The organism is Roseovarius litorisediminis (genome assembly GCF_900172295.1).
GTDB classification, from domain to species: domain Bacteria; phylum Pseudomonadota; class Alphaproteobacteria; order Rhodobacterales; family Rhodobacteraceae; genus Roseovarius; species Roseovarius litorisediminis.
In genome coordinates this window covers 97,782-111,460 of record NZ_FWFL01000004.1, presented here as the reverse complement: position 1 = coordinate 111,460, position 13,679 = coordinate 97,782, and the positions used below count along the sequence as shown (strand labels likewise).

The 13,679-nt window shown below is 56.5% G+C and carries 14 protein-coding genes; all 14 read left to right on the top strand.

Translation table 11 applies throughout. From position 1 onward, the window contains the following. Nucleotides 1-70: 70 nt before the first annotated feature. The 14 genes from PEL8287_RS09030 (at nt 71) to PEL8287_RS08965 (ending at nt 13,664) form a co-directional block, all read left to right on the top strand. Nucleotides 71-958 (top strand): MurR/RpiR family transcriptional regulator, encoded by an 888-nt coding sequence (locus tag PEL8287_RS09030; protein ID WP_085892069.1) that lies wholly within the window; start codon nt 71-73, stop codon nt 956-958. Next, nucleotides 955-2,034: an aromatic ring-hydroxylating oxygenase subunit alpha gene (locus PEL8287_RS09025; RefSeq protein ID WP_085892068.1), complete on the top strand. Its 1,080-nt coding sequence runs from the start codon at nt 955-957 to the stop codon at nt 2,032-2,034. The genes PEL8287_RS09030 and PEL8287_RS09025 overlap by 4 nt, the downstream gene beginning before the upstream one ends. Beyond that, entirely contained in the window at nt 2,027-2,440 is a 414-nt protein-coding gene (locus tag PEL8287_RS09020) for a GFA family protein (protein WP_085892067.1), read from the top strand. Before PEL8287_RS09025 ends, PEL8287_RS09020 begins: the two co-directional genes overlap by 8 nt. Further along, nucleotides 2,437-3,261 carry an aspartate racemase/maleate isomerase family protein gene (locus tag PEL8287_RS09015; RefSeq protein WP_085892066.1) on the top strand — a complete coding sequence of 275 codons (825 nt, stop codon included), beginning with the start codon at nt 2,437-2,439 and terminating at the stop codon, nt 3,259-3,261. Before PEL8287_RS09020 ends, PEL8287_RS09015 begins: the two co-directional genes overlap by 4 nt. Nucleotides 3,262-3,309: 48 nt before the next feature. Further along, nucleotides 3,310-4,050, top strand: a complete 741-nt coding sequence (locus PEL8287_RS09010; RefSeq protein ID WP_085892065.1) for a sulfotransferase-like domain-containing protein — start codon at nt 3,310-3,312, stop codon at nt 4,048-4,050. A gap of 9 nt (nt 4,051-4,059) precedes the next feature. Beyond that, nucleotides 4,060-5,502: an aldehyde dehydrogenase family protein gene (locus PEL8287_RS09005; RefSeq protein ID WP_085892064.1), complete on the top strand. Its 1,443-nt coding sequence runs from the start codon at nt 4,060-4,062 to the stop codon at nt 5,500-5,502. Between the two features lie 4 nt (nt 5,503-5,506). Next, the gene (locus PEL8287_RS09000) at nt 5,507-6,835 is read left to right on the top strand and encodes an MmgE/PrpD family protein (RefSeq protein WP_176228599.1); all 1,329 of its coding nucleotides are present in this window, start codon (nt 5,507-5,509) and stop codon (nt 6,833-6,835) included. A gap of 21 nt (nt 6,836-6,856) precedes the next feature. Next, on the top strand, nt 6,857-8,125 hold the full coding sequence (locus PEL8287_RS08995; RefSeq protein WP_085892062.1) for a Coenzyme F420 hydrogenase/dehydrogenase, beta subunit C-terminal domain: 1,269 nt from the start codon (nt 6,857-6,859) through the stop codon (nt 8,123-8,125). Between the two features lie 72 nt (nt 8,126-8,197). Further along, a complete protein-coding gene (gene ppk2 / locus PEL8287_RS08990; RefSeq protein ID WP_085892061.1) occupies nt 8,198-9,034 on the top strand; it encodes a polyphosphate kinase 2 in 837 nt (278 codons plus the stop codon). A 145-nt stretch (nt 9,035-9,179) separates the two neighbouring features. Then, on the top strand, nt 9,180-9,569 hold the full coding sequence (locus PEL8287_RS08985) for a carboxymuconolactone decarboxylase family protein (RefSeq protein WP_085892311.1): 390 nt from the start codon (nt 9,180-9,182) through the stop codon (nt 9,567-9,569). 6 nt (nt 9,570-9,575) lie between these two features. Next, nucleotides 9,576-10,409: a 3-oxoadipate:acetyl-CoA acetyltransferase gene (locus PEL8287_RS08980; protein WP_085892060.1), complete on the top strand. Its 834-nt coding sequence runs from the start codon at nt 9,576-9,578 to the stop codon at nt 10,407-10,409. Nucleotides 10,410-10,779: 370 nt separating this feature from the next. Next, entirely contained in the window at nt 10,780-11,871 is a 1,092-nt protein-coding gene (locus PEL8287_RS08975; RefSeq protein ID WP_085892059.1) for a porin, read from the top strand. A gap of 96 nt (nt 11,872-11,967) precedes the next feature. Beyond that, entirely contained in the window at nt 11,968-12,801 is an 834-nt protein-coding gene (locus tag PEL8287_RS08970) for a sulfotransferase domain-containing protein (protein WP_085892058.1), read from the top strand. After that, nucleotides 12,798-13,664 (top strand): sulfotransferase domain-containing protein, encoded by an 867-nt coding sequence (locus tag PEL8287_RS08965; RefSeq protein WP_085892057.1) that lies wholly within the window; start codon nt 12,798-12,800, stop codon nt 13,662-13,664. Before PEL8287_RS08970 ends, PEL8287_RS08965 begins: the two co-directional genes overlap by 4 nt. Nucleotides 13,665-13,679 lie beyond the last annotated feature (15 nt).

Sequence of the window (13,679 nt, the reverse complement as noted above, 5' to 3'; positions counted from 1 at the left end):
AAATTTTCCTGTGTGACGAGTCGCAGTTTTCTCTCGACAGGCTAATCGCACATATGTACCATCGTCAATCATGAATGACACAAATGTATCAAACACTGTTCTGGACCGTCTGACTGACGAATGGGATGCCCTGACGCCCGAGGCACAAAAGGCGGCGCGCTACGTGCTGGAAAACCCCGCAGATGTGGGCGTGTCCACGGTGCGCGAGATTGCCCTTGCCGCGCGGGTCAAGCCCAACACCTTTGTGCGCATGGCACGGCAGGTGGGGTTCGAGGGCTATGATGATTTCCGCGAGCCGTTTCGCGCGGCCATTCGCAAGGGCACCATCAGTTTCCCCGACCGGGCGCGGTGGTTGCAGGATATCCGCAAATCCGACGATTTGGGCGGGCTTTACGCCGATATGATCGGGGCCACGATCCGCAATATCGAAGAAACCTTTGCCGCCATCAGCGCCGAAGACCTCAAGGCGGCGGCCGAGGCGATCTGGGCTTCGCGCAGTGTTTATACACTGGGAGTTGGAGTGAATAACGCCAACGCCCGCAACTTTACCTATCTCGCCAGCACGGGCATGACGCAGTTTCACGCCATCCCGCGCCCCGGATCGGTGGCGACGGATGATCTGGCCTGGGCCGACGGGCGCGATGTGCTGATCGCGATGACCTGCCGCCCTTATCGCGCCGAGGTGATCGAGGCCGTGCGTATTGCCCGCGAGCAGGGGATGACCGTTGTTGGCATTTCCGACAGCCCGGCCAGCCCGATCATCCTGTCGGCGCACCACCGGTTTGTTGTCGCCGCAGACACACCACAGTTCTTCCCCTCATCTGTCTCAACGATCGCCCTTCTGGAAACGCTGCTGTCGTTCGTGATTGCCGTCTCCAGCGAGGAAATCGTTGAACGGGTTGAGAAATTTCACCAACGCCGCCATCAGCTTGGCATTTATCAGGACGACCCGGAATGACAGACCCGATCCGATCCCTTGACGCGCGTTATTACACCGATCCGGCAATTTTTGAGGCCGAATGCAAGGGGTTGCTGGCGCGCACGTGGCAGTTTGCCGGCCACGCCAGCCAGCTGGAGAACCCCGGCGACTATTTCGCCTTTGATCTGGGGGCCGAGAGCCTATTTTGCGTCAAGGGGCGCGATGGCGAGATACGCACATTCTACAACGTCTGCCAGCACCGTGCGCATCAACTGGTTCAGGGCAGTGGATCAACCCGTGTGGTGGTCTGCCCCTATCACGCCTGGACCTATGAACTAACCGGTGAATTGCGCGCCGGGCCCAATATCAAGGCGGTTGAGGGGTTTGATAAATCCAAGATCTGCCTGACAGACGTGCGCACCGAGGTGTTTCTGGGGTTCATCTTTGTCAATCTCGATCCGGATGCAAGGCCGATGGACGACTGGTTTCCGAATGCCCGCACGGAACTCGAAGAATTTGTGCCCAACTGGGCTGATCTCAAACCGCTGGAATGGGTGGAAATACCGGAAAACTGCAACTGGAAGGTTTCGGTTGAAAATTACTCGGAATGTTATCATTGCAGCCTGAACCACCCGACCTTTGCCACCGGTGTGATCCGCCCCGAAACCTATGACATCCAGCCGCAGGGCCATTGCCTGCGCCACACGACCGAGTGCAATTCGCTGGATCAGATGAGCTATGACATCCACTCGGGCTTTGAAAATTTTGACAAGTATTCCAGTTGGTTCCTTTGGCCGATGTTCAGCTTTCAGGTTTATCCCGGCAACCTGCTGAATACCTATCACTGGCGCGCTGTGGACGCCGATCATGTGGTGGTCTGGCGTGGCTGGTATTCGGTTAGCGGCGAGGATAACGAGACCGTCCGCCGCATGGCCATTCAGGATCGTGCCACCACGGTGGAAGAGGACATTCATCTGGTCGAATCGGTACAGAAGGGTTTGAAATCAAGGGGATATGTGCCCGGACCTCTGGTGGTGGATCCCAAATGCGGGGTGAATTCCGAGCATTCAGTGATGCACCTGCAGCGATGGATGCGCGAGGCGGTGGATGGCTGACTTTTCAGGAGGATGCATGTGCGGTGCAGTGACGTGGGTCTATTCCGGCCCGATCACGCGTAGCCTTGTCTGCCACTGCGAAGACTGCCAAAAGGCCACCTCGTCGCCCTTTACCGCATTCATCGGGCTTGAGCCGGACAAGGTGTGGTGGACTGGCAATCCAAACCACTATCAAAGTTCGCCCGGCACATATCGCGGGTTTTGCCAAACCTGTGGCACACGGCTCTATTTCCGGTCGGATCAGTGGTCCGGGGAAATTCATCTGCATGCGGCCACGTTGGATGATCCGACTGTCTATGAGCCAAGTCCGCAGGTGGTGATGCGCTCAAAGGTGAAATGGCTGCATGATCTGGAAAACATCCCACAACATCAGGGCTTTGAGGCCCCATCCAAGAGGGAAACATGACGATGCTGATGCCTGAAGACTGGCGCCCCGAGCACAAGCTGTTCCCGCATCAGGTGGGATTTACCTGCCCGCCGTTCGATTATGACGCCGCCCCCAGCGATTTCCTGCGCATGGCGCCTGAGACTGTCGGCGTGCATGGCTGGATGCTGCATGTGCCGGATTACAAACACGGGCTGAACCAGCGAAAGCAGAATTTCGGCATGATGGAGGATTTCGTGCATTGCATGGCGCGCAATGGCGTGGATGTGGCCGGGCAGGTGGGCAGCAACTGGGTGCATGCCAGCGGTCTGGGGGTCGAGGGCATCCGCCAGCATTGCGAGGACCTGAGTGACAAATACGGGGTCCGGTTTCACATGGCCGGTTATGCCATGGTCGAGGCCCTGCGCGCGATGAATGTGGAAAAGGTGGCGCTGAATGCGGCCTACCATTGGCCGGAATGGTGGCAGGGCACCGTTGGCTTCCTTCGCGAGGCCGGGTTTGACGTGCTTTGGGCGGGCAATTTCCACGATCAGGGCTGGTTTGACAGCCAAGAGGCGGTGAATGATTGCCGCTGGGTTTTTGACGGTGATCTGGCGGCAAAGTCTTTTGACTATGTGGCCGAGCAGGCCCCGAATGCCGATGCTTATCTGATCAACGGCATGTGCAATTTCCGCAGTGGTCCCGACGGGTTACCGCAACGCCCGCTGCATCTGACGAGAATGCTGGAAGACCGGCTGGGCAAGCCGGTGATCGGCCATGACACGGCGCTATATTGGCGTGTTTTCAAGACCTTGGGCCTTGCGCCCGCGACGCCGCAGGGCCGGTTGCTTAGCAGCTTATGACGCCATCGCTTTCATTTTTCCCCAAATACTCCCGCCGGAGGCAGAACCATGCATAAGATCGTCGCTCTCTGGGCAGTGCCCCGCTCCACTTCAACCGCGTTTGAATGGATGATGCGCCAGCGCGGCGATATGGAATGCCTGCACGAACCTTTTGGCGAGGCGTGGTATCAGGGGGAAGAGCCGCTTTGGCAGCGGTTTCAGCCCGGCGATGCGACGACACCTGGCCTTACGCTCGAATCCGTGTGGGGCAATATACAGGCGCAGGCCGAACAAGGGCCGATTTTCCTTAAGGATTTTCCGCATTACATTAACCATATGTGGACGCCGGATTTCCTGTCGAATTTCACCCATGCCTTTCTGATCCGCGATCCGGCGAAAACCATCACCTCGATGCATCACAAATGGCCCGATTTTCACGAGGGCGAGGTGGGTTTCCCTGAACAGCGCGCGCTGTTTGATCTGCTTTGGGCGCTGAATGGCACGCCACCGCCGGTGATCGACAGCGATGATTTGCTGGAGAATCCGCACGATATGACGCGCGCCTTTTGCGCTGCGGTCGGCATTCCGTTCCTGCCTGAAGCGCTGACCTGGGAGCCGGGCGGCGATCCGTCGGCGCATAGCTGGTGGGATGGTGGATCATTCCATGCCAATCTGGCCCAATCCACCGGGCTTGTGCCGCAAAAACGCAAATATGTTGAACTGAGTGACACGCCGCCAAGGGTGCAGCAGGTATACCGGCGGATGAAGCCGCATTATGATCGGCTGTATGATCACCGGATCAAGATTTAGAGGACAGGCATGAAACCATATTGGCAGAACTATATTGACGGCGCATGGGTCGATGGCGGCGCGGGTCGCGTGGATATCATCAATCCCGGCAACGGTGAAAAACTGGCTGAACACGCACTGGCCGATGAGGCGGACGTGGATCGGGCCGTCCAAGCAGCGAAACGCGTACACCTGTCTGGCGTGATGTCCGACCTGCGGCCGATTGAACGCGGGCGCCTTGTGCAGGCTATGGGGCGCTATTTGCTTGATAATATAGACGAAATTTCTCGGACCCTAACGCTTGAACAGGGCAAACCCCTTTGGGAAGCTGAAAGAGAGGTCCACGGTGCCGCGCTCTATTTCGAATATTACGGCAATCAGGCCTCCACGGTTGAAGGGCGCTCAATCCCGCTTGGGGCGGGCTTGTTTGATTTCACCGAAAATGCGCCTTACGGCGTCTCGGCGCAGATCATTCCATGGAACTATCCGCTTGAGATGACGGCGCGGTCCCTGTCTGCGGCGCTGACTACCGGCAACACGGCTGTGATCAAAACCCCCGAAATGACCCCGATCACCAACGCCTGGTTTGCTCATGCCGCCGAGGCTGTGGGGCTGCCGAAAGGTGCGGTTAATATCCTGTGCGGGTGGGGCCATCAGGCGGGGGCGGCGCTGAGCAGTCACGCGGACGTCAATCAGATTGTCTTTACCGGCTCGGTCCGCACCGGCATCGCCATCGCCACAGCGGCGGCGGGCAACGTGGTGCCCTGCGTGCTGGAGTTGGGCGGCAAATCGGCGGCCATCGTGCATGACGACGCCGATCTGGAAGCCTTCGAGAACGACATTCGCTGGGGAATTTATTTCAACGCGGGGCAGGTCTGTTCCGCGATGTCCCGCGTGATCGTACATGAAAGCCGTCATGACGAGATGGTGGAACGCGCTGTAAATATTGCGAAATCCCTGTCTGTCGGGCCAGGGATCGAGCGTGCCGAGGCGGGGGCAAACATGGGGGCCATGGTGTCCGAGGCGCAACGTGACCGCGCAGCAGCCATGGTGGCCGAGGCGGAAAGCCAAGGCGCCACCGTCGCCACCGGCGGGCGCAAGATGAACATCCCCGGGGCGTTTCTGGAACCCACGGTGCTGGCAAATGTCACGCCTGACATGACCATCGCGCAGGATGAAGTGTTTGGGCCGGTCCTGTCGGTAATGAAATTCCGCAATGAAGCCGAGGCAATCAAGATTGCCAATGGTACGCAATACGGGTTGGTGGGCGGCGTGTTTACCCGCGACCTTGATCGGGCGACGCGCGCCGCGCGCCAGATCCAGGCCGGACAGGTGTTCGTCAATCAATGGTTTGCAGGCGGCGTAGAAACCCCCTTTGGCGGTTTTGGCAAATCCGGGTATGGACGCGAAAAAGGGCGCGAAGCGCTGTGGAACTACGTGCAGACCAAAAATATCGCGATACGTCTGGGATAGGGTCATGACGGGCAGCGGTGCAATGGGGCCTGATGCGCGGCTTCTTCAGATGGCGGAACGCGTTTTGGGTGCGGCCCCACCACAGGCTGCACGCTTGATTGCGCGCGAGTCTTTTCTGGATACCGCTGCCTGCATCCGCGCCGGTTGGTCCTCGCCGCAAAGAAGGGCTGTCTCGCAAATGTTGCAACTTTCTGAAAGCAAGGGCGCAAGCGGGTTGGCCCTGCTTTGGGGCACCGCGGCTCATGCGTTGGATTTCGACGATTTTGAAGAGCCGGGTTCGACCCACCCCAGTGCCGTTCTGGTGCCTGCGATTCTAGCCATGACCGCCCGGCGCACGGTCACGCTGGGCCAGATGGAATCGGCCTATGTTGCGGGCTATGAAGTGATCCTGGCGCTCGGGCTTGCGCTTGGGTATGGTCACTATATCGCGGGTTGGCACGCCACCTCGACGCTTGCGGGCATAGGTGCTGCCGCTGCGGTGGCCTACCTGCTGGAATTGACCGTGGATCAAACTGCCAGCGCCCTGTCGCTGGCGATGACACAGGCCGCAGGTATGAAGGCGCAGTTTGGTACCGATGCCAAGGCCCTACATGCTGGCCTGGCTGCCCGAAACGCTGTCGATTCAGCCTGTTCCGCTGCCAGCGGGATCGGTGCCGCGCTGGAGGTATATGAGGCAAAGGATGGTTTCGCCGCGCTTTATGCGCCACGCAACGCGCCGGGTTGGCCCGAAAATCCGCCGTGCATTACTGATTATCCCCCTTTCCGAAAACTCTCACCCTCTTGCGGCTACACATTGCGTGCAATTGATGCGGCTTTGCAGATTGCTGAACAACCGGGTTTTGATGCCGCAAAAATCAGGGCCGTACAGATTGATATCGCGCAGCCGTACCATCAAGTTGCGCGCTTCACCCAGCCGGCAGATCCGCATGAGGCGCGGTTCAGTGTGACATGGTGTGTGGCTTGCGCGCTGCAGGACGGGCACATCGACCCGTTGCATTTCAGCGATAAAGGACTGAAGCGGTCCGATATTTCGGCATTAGAGGCCAGAGTCACCGCGATACCTTACCCGCTGGCGCCAGGTTTGGGCGATGTCAGTCCGCAGGCGCCTGAAAAGGTTTCAGTGATACTGATGGACGGTACGCGATTTGTGTCTGAATGCGCAGTGCAGCGCGGTGCGCCGGGCAAACCTCTGAGCCGGGACGATTTACTGGCCAAACTTGGGCAATGTGGTTTTCCCGCACCCAAGGCCAGGGCCTTTCTTGCATTTCCGGGCGTTGCGCATTTTAGTGCAGCTCAGCTGCTTCCTGCAAAGATATGCGGGCCAACCGTCTAGAGCTACGAAAGGCTTGTTCATATGCCAGATACCCCGAATGCCGCATGCCATCCGCAGTCGATCCGCGACGTGGTTGAAAGCGGTCTTTGCATCGGATGCGGCCTTTGTCAGGCGCTCGCACCCGACCGCTGGCGCATGACCATGACGGTCGAGGGGCGGTTGCGCCCTGCGCCGTTGAAACCTGCAAATCCTGGTGCAGACGCCGAGATACTGAGGGCGTGTCCCGGTGCTTTTGTCGAAGCGTCAGCTGGGGGCACGAAATCGGATATGGTCTGGGGAAGCTACACTCACATGGCAGAGGCCTGGGCCGGGGATGCCGACACGCGTTTTCGCGCCGCTACCGGTGGCGTTCTTACGGCCCTTGGCGCGCATCTTTTGCGCAGTGGAAAAGCAAAGTTCATCCTGCATTGTGCTGCTGACCCGGAGCGCCCAATGCGGTCGAAATGGATGTTCAGCGAAACGCCCAGCCAGGTGGTTGCCCGTGCCGGATCACGTTATGGCCCAAGCGATACGTTATCGGGACTTGAGGCAGCGCTGGAACGACAACAGCCCTTTGGTATAATTGCAAAGCCTTGTGACGCCACGGCGGTGCGTGCCCGTGCCAAGGATGATCCGCGGATCGACCAACACTTGGTGGCGCTGTTGGTAATGGTTTGCGGCGGGGCGTCAGATCTTGGCAAATCGCAAGCACTGCTGGATGAATATGGCCTGACCGAGGATGAACTGACCGTTTTCCGCTACCGTGGTTTTGGCAACCCGGGGCGCACCCGGTTGGAAACGAAGGATGGGCGCGCCTTTGAAAAAACCTATCAGGAGCTTTGGGAGGATGAATCCGGCTGGCGAATTCAAACCCGTTGCAAGCTTTGTCCTGACGCGATTGGCGAGGCCGCTGATATCGCCGCAGCAGACATCTGGCCAGGGGGAACGCCCACTGGGGAAGACGCTGGTTTGAATGGTGTGATTGTCCGAAATGACAGGGGGCAGGCGCTTTTTGATCAGGCCGTTGCCGCGGGTGATCTGGTGCCGGGTAAGGACCACGGTCCGCGCGACTACGACGATTTCCAACCGCATCAGGTGGCTAAAAAGCGTAGTCTTGCAGCCCGGTTGCGCGGGCTGGCAGCGGCAGGGCATCCTGTCTATCGGCATGCAGGCCTTCGTCTTGACGATCTGGATGCTGCAAACAAAGACCAGGAGGCGGGATCGGAAATGCGCGCCGGCGCCGGCCGTTTCAGCGAAGCCATGCCCGAGAAAACGACGGTTCCCGATGCTTCGGATTCAGCACAAGAATAGGTTTAGTTTACGTGAGAGAGCAGATTCCTTTATGGTAAGACTGTGCTGCATTGGTGGAAGAGGGGTAACATCTTGACCAAGGAATTTGCTGAAGACACCAGACTTCGATCCTGCAAGATCTCAAACCGTAAATACGAAGCGGCGATGGCCGATCTGCAGGTTGAGCTGGTCAAGCTTCAGGAATGGGTCAAGCAGGAAGGCCTGCGGGTCGCCGTGATCTTTGAAGGGCGCGATGCGGCGGGCAAGGGGGGTACAATAAAGCGCCTGACCCAGTCACTGAGCCCGCGTGTGGCCCGAATCGTTGCCTTGCCGGCGCCAACCGAGCGGGAACGCACGCAATGGTATTTCCAGCGCTATGTCGCACACCTGCCTGCGGCGGGTGAAATCACCATCTTTGACCGCTCGTGGTACAACCGCGCAGGCGTTGAGAGGGTGATGGGGTTTTGCACGCAAGAGGAATACGAAGAATTCTTCACCTCTGTTTGCGAACTCGAGAGGATGCTGGTGCGGTCAGGTATCATCCTGATCAAATACTGGTTCTCGGTCAGTGACGTAGAACAGGAACGCCGCTTTCAGTCACGCCTGACCGATCCGTTGAAACGCTGGAAGCTCTCGCCGATGGATCTGGAGTCGCGCAAGAAATGGGTAGAGTATTCCAGGGCCAAGGATGAGATGATGGCCCGATCGGATATCCCCGAGGCACGCTGGCATGTGGTGAATGCCGACGTAAAAAAGCACGCGCGCCTTAACTGTATCGCGCATTTCCTTGACCAGATTCCTTACCAGGATACCGCACCCGTTGCCATCAAGTTCGGGAAGCGCCCGGAACACCCCGAATACCAGCGGCCTCCTTTCTCGACTCAGAACATCATCCCCGAGCCTTATGCGCCGCAGCCAAAGCTCAAATAATGCGTTTGACGTTGATTTGCGGCGTGAATTGAATGCACAGTACCCATAGCAGGACAGATGCCTGGGCGTCTTTTCTTTCCTGCGCTCATGGATAGTGCGTTTTGACATGGGCGAGGCAGGCGCAGAACAACACAACGAGGATTATATGCCGGATACATTCGACGAAGATCTGTTTCTGAAAGGGCTGAAGCAGCGCAAAGCAACCTTGGGCGCTGAATATGTCGAGAATAACCTGGCCGCTGCTGACGATTTCACCCGACCGTTCCAAGAGGCAATGACCGCCTGGTGTTGGGGTTTTGGCTGGGGCGATGATGCTCTACCGCCCAAAACACGCAGCATGATCAACCTGGCCATGCTGGGGGCCTTGGGCAAGATGCACGAATGGGAGGTGCATTGCCGCGGCGCTATTACCAATGGCGTAAGTAAGGAAGAAATCCGGGCTATCATCCATGTCGTTGGCATCTATTGTGGTGTGCCGCAGGCAATTGAATGTTTCCGCTCGGCCAAAAAGATTCTGGCAGAGTACGAAGAGTAAGGCACCATGTCCCTCCCTTGCATCATCTGTGTTGCCATTACCGGTTCAGTTCCGACAAAGGCTGACAATCCGGCGGTGCCTGTCACCATTTCAGAGCAAGTTGAAAGCACCCATGCCGCGTTTGAGGCAGGGGCAGCCATTGCCCATTGCCATGTGCGCAATGACGAAGGTCTGCCCTGTTCCGATCCCGATCGGTTTGCCCGCCTGGGTGAAGGTATCCGCAAACATTGCCCAGGCATGATTGTGCAATTCTCAACTGGCGGGCGCTCGGGCGCTGGGGCGGAACGCGGCGGCATGTTGCCTTTGCGGCCGGATATGGCCTCGCTTTCGGTGGGATCGAACAATTTTCCGACTCGGGTCTATGAAAACCCTCCCGAACTGGTGGCGTGGCTGGCCTCTGAAATGATCGCACACCAAGTGGTGCCTGAAATCGAAGCTTTCGACCTTAGCCATATCCTGCATGCGATCCGCATGCACCGCGCGGGTCTGTTATATGGTCAATTATATATACAGTTCGTGATGGGTGTTAAAAACGCCATGCCGGCGGATCGCGAGGTGTTTGAGTTTTATGTAAAAATCATGAAAGACCGCGCGCCCGACGCCCAATGGTGTGCTGCGGGGATTGGTCCGAACCAACTTGTCGTCAATGAATGGGCCATAGCGGCCGGGGGACACACCCGCACGGGGCTGGAAGATAACATTCGACTTGATCGCGATAGGCTGGCGCCTTCAAACGCAGCCTTGGTTGAGCGGTGTGTCAAGATTTGCGCACAGTACGAAAGACCCGTGGCAAGCCCGGGGCAGGCACGGACGATTCTGGGGCTGTCTGCGGGATGTTGATATTTCGTTGATTAATCGCCGATCGGACGATTCTGATTCTGGTCAGGGCACTACGCAGCGGTCGTTCTGGCCGCGCCTTTCCAGCTGCGGCAATGGTAAACGCATTGCTTTGCCGACTCTGGCCAGAATGCCGGTAATTCTGAAAGATTGCATGAAATAAGGTGAATCCTGTCAGGTTTAGACCGAATTGTGCGATGGCCGACTTTGGAGTGTGTGATTTAAACGTCACATCGCGGGCAACTTCAGGCAGGCGAGGGGCGCATTCGTTGACACCAAGGGGGTGTTTGCAGCATTCCATCTCCCAAGTCGTGTCCAACTACGGGGACGGCGGAACATGTAACATTCCTGCTACTATGAGGAGGGACACCCCTTGAAAAAGCAACTTCTTAGCACCAGCGCGATCGCACTCGGCATCGCAATGGCAGCACCAGCTTCGGCCCAAGACTGGAACATGGACTGGGGCGGATACCAGCGCGCAGGCGTTGGCTACGCTGACGTATCCGGCACGCTCGCAACTGGTATGGATCTGGACGGCATTGACGTATTCCAGTCCGGCGAAATCCACTTCACCCCTTCGGTTACTCTGGACAACGGTCTGACCTTCGGTGTGAACATCCAGCTGGAAGGTGCCACTTCCGGTGACACCATCGACGAAACCTATATCACCATCAGCGGTGACAACCTGGGTACAATCACCATCGGTTCCGAGAACTCGGAAGGTTACCGTATGAGTGTTGGCGCACCTGAAGCGACCCTGATGTTCATCAACTCGCCTTCGGTTTCGGCCTTCATTCCTTTCAGTGCAGCTCTGACCGCAGGCAACCAGTTCCGTACAGCCATGATCTCTACGTACACTGAAGTTGGCGGCAACAACGACTCGCAGCGTATTTCGTACCGTACCCCTAGCTTCAATGGCTTCCAGGTTGGTGTTTCGTATGCTCGTGACACAAGCCAGGAATTCAGCTCTGGTATCGACACAAACGCAGCTGGTGTTCTGAGCGACATCTTTGACGTTGCTGTTGCTTACTCGGCCACCGTTGGCACTGCAGACGTTGCTCTGTCGGCTCGCTGGGGTACAGGCGACGTTGCTGGCGCAGCACCAGTCGGTGGTACAGCTGAAACTTGGGGCCTTGGCGCATCGGTTGGCTTTAACGGTATCACCATCGGTGGTTCGTACGGCGAAAACGACAACCCAGGAACCGTAAATGACGTAAACGGTTGGAGCCTTGGCGCAACCTTTGATGCACCTGGTCCTTGGACCTTTGGTCTGTCGACCTACCAAGGTGAATCGGACGCTCCTGGCAGCCAAGAAGAGTACACAGCTTATAAACTGGGTGCTAGCCGTAGCCTGGGCACCGGCGTTTCCTGGGACATCTATGTCGTAGACGTAGAAGCCAAGAACACAGCTGGCGCCGACGTGGACGGTACTGCAGTTGGTACAACGATCAACCTGAGCTTCTGATAGCTTTGGAAAGTCTAAGCAGGAGGGGGCAACCTCTCCTGCTATTTCTATTTTAAGGGGTGTATTTCACTCCTTTTTGCGCAGGCAACGTATCCTATGAAGAAAAGCATCGTTTGGCTGGCGTCTTATCCAAAGTCAGGCAATACTTGGGTGCGGATTTTTCTGGCAAACTATCTAATGAATGCCGACAAACCGGTATCAATCAATCAGGTCAACCGGTTTGGAATGGGCGACTCGATCTCGAAGGCCTACAGGATGGTCGGTGGCGAAGACGCCGATCTGACTTCTGTTCATGTTTCCGTGGCTTTACGACCTAAAGTTCTGCGCGGGATCGTTGCGAATAACGCCGATGTTAATCTGGTCAAAACACATAATATCTGCAGTTCTGCTTTCGGACACGAGCTGATTCCGGCAAATGTGACTCGATCGGCAGTGTACATAATTCGAAATCCACTGGATGTGATCGTTTCTTATTCTCGGCACTATGGTGTCTCGATTCCAGATTCAGTTGCAGCCTTCTCGCGAAGCGATCACGCTGCGCCCGCTGGCCTTAATACCGTGCACCAATTTTTGGGATCCTGGTCCGAACATGTCAGTAGTTGGATTGAACCAAAAAAAGAATATCCAACTTGCATCCTGCGCTATGAAGACATGTTGGGTCAGCCAGAAGTCGCATTCGGAAAATTAGTTAAACATATCGGTATTCCGCTTGAGAAAGAACGCCTCAAGCGTGCCATCAAGTTCTCAAGTTTTGAAGAATTGTCTTCGCAAGAAGAAAAACACGGATTTGTTGAAGGATCAGATAAGACAGATCGTTTCTTTGTCAAAGGTCAAACGGGCCAGTGGCAGGAGCAATTGACCCCACAGCTTGTTAAACGCGTCAAGAAAGATCATCGTAAGATCATGAAAAAATTCGGATATCTGGAATGAGTGATCTACGGCGCATCATCTGGCTGGCCTCTTACCCAAAATCGGGAAACACATGGATTCGCAGCTTGCTGGCGCATTACTTTATGCCCGCTGGGATGGCTCCTGATATCAACAATCTGCGCAAATTCACCACCGGGGATGTCCGGCAGGATTTCTTTGATGCCGCCGCAGGAAAACCGTTTCGTGGGGAAACAATTGAAGAATGGGCCAATATCCGTCAAAAGGCCATTCGTCTGATCGCCGCCTCCAAGCAGGGCAGCCATTTTGTCAAAACCCACTGTCAGGCGGTGAATTACCTTGGTGCTGATTTGATTCCACCTGAGGTAACTCAAGGCGCTATCTATCTGATCAGAAACCCTTTTGACCTTGCCCCATCTTTTGCTCGTCACCAGTCTGCCGATATTGATGCCGCAATTGAACGCATGGCAAATCCTGACAGTGTCATGGGAACTGAAACCGGGATATATGATGCACTTGGTCGATGGGACGATCATATCAAAAGCTGGACGACCGCGCCGGGCCTGCCACGTTACGTGATCCGCTACGAAGATATGCTGGACAAACCGGCCAAAACCGTCCGCTCATTGCTTGAGAAATTCCTCAGCGTCAAATTTGATAACCCCAGACTTGCACGCGCCATCAAAGCCAACAGTTTTGAAGCGATGAAAAAGCAGGAAGAAACGCTGGGATTCAGCGAAAAGCCCAGGGGGATGAAAAGTTTCTTCGCCAAGGGGCAGGCTGGCGTTTGGCGGGAGGATCTGACACCGGAACAGGTGGCCCGTATCCGCGAACATTTCTTGCCGACCATAGAACAATGGTATCCGGAAATGCTTGACGAGACGGCTGAATTTGCCAAGTCATAACTGAAATACCAAGCT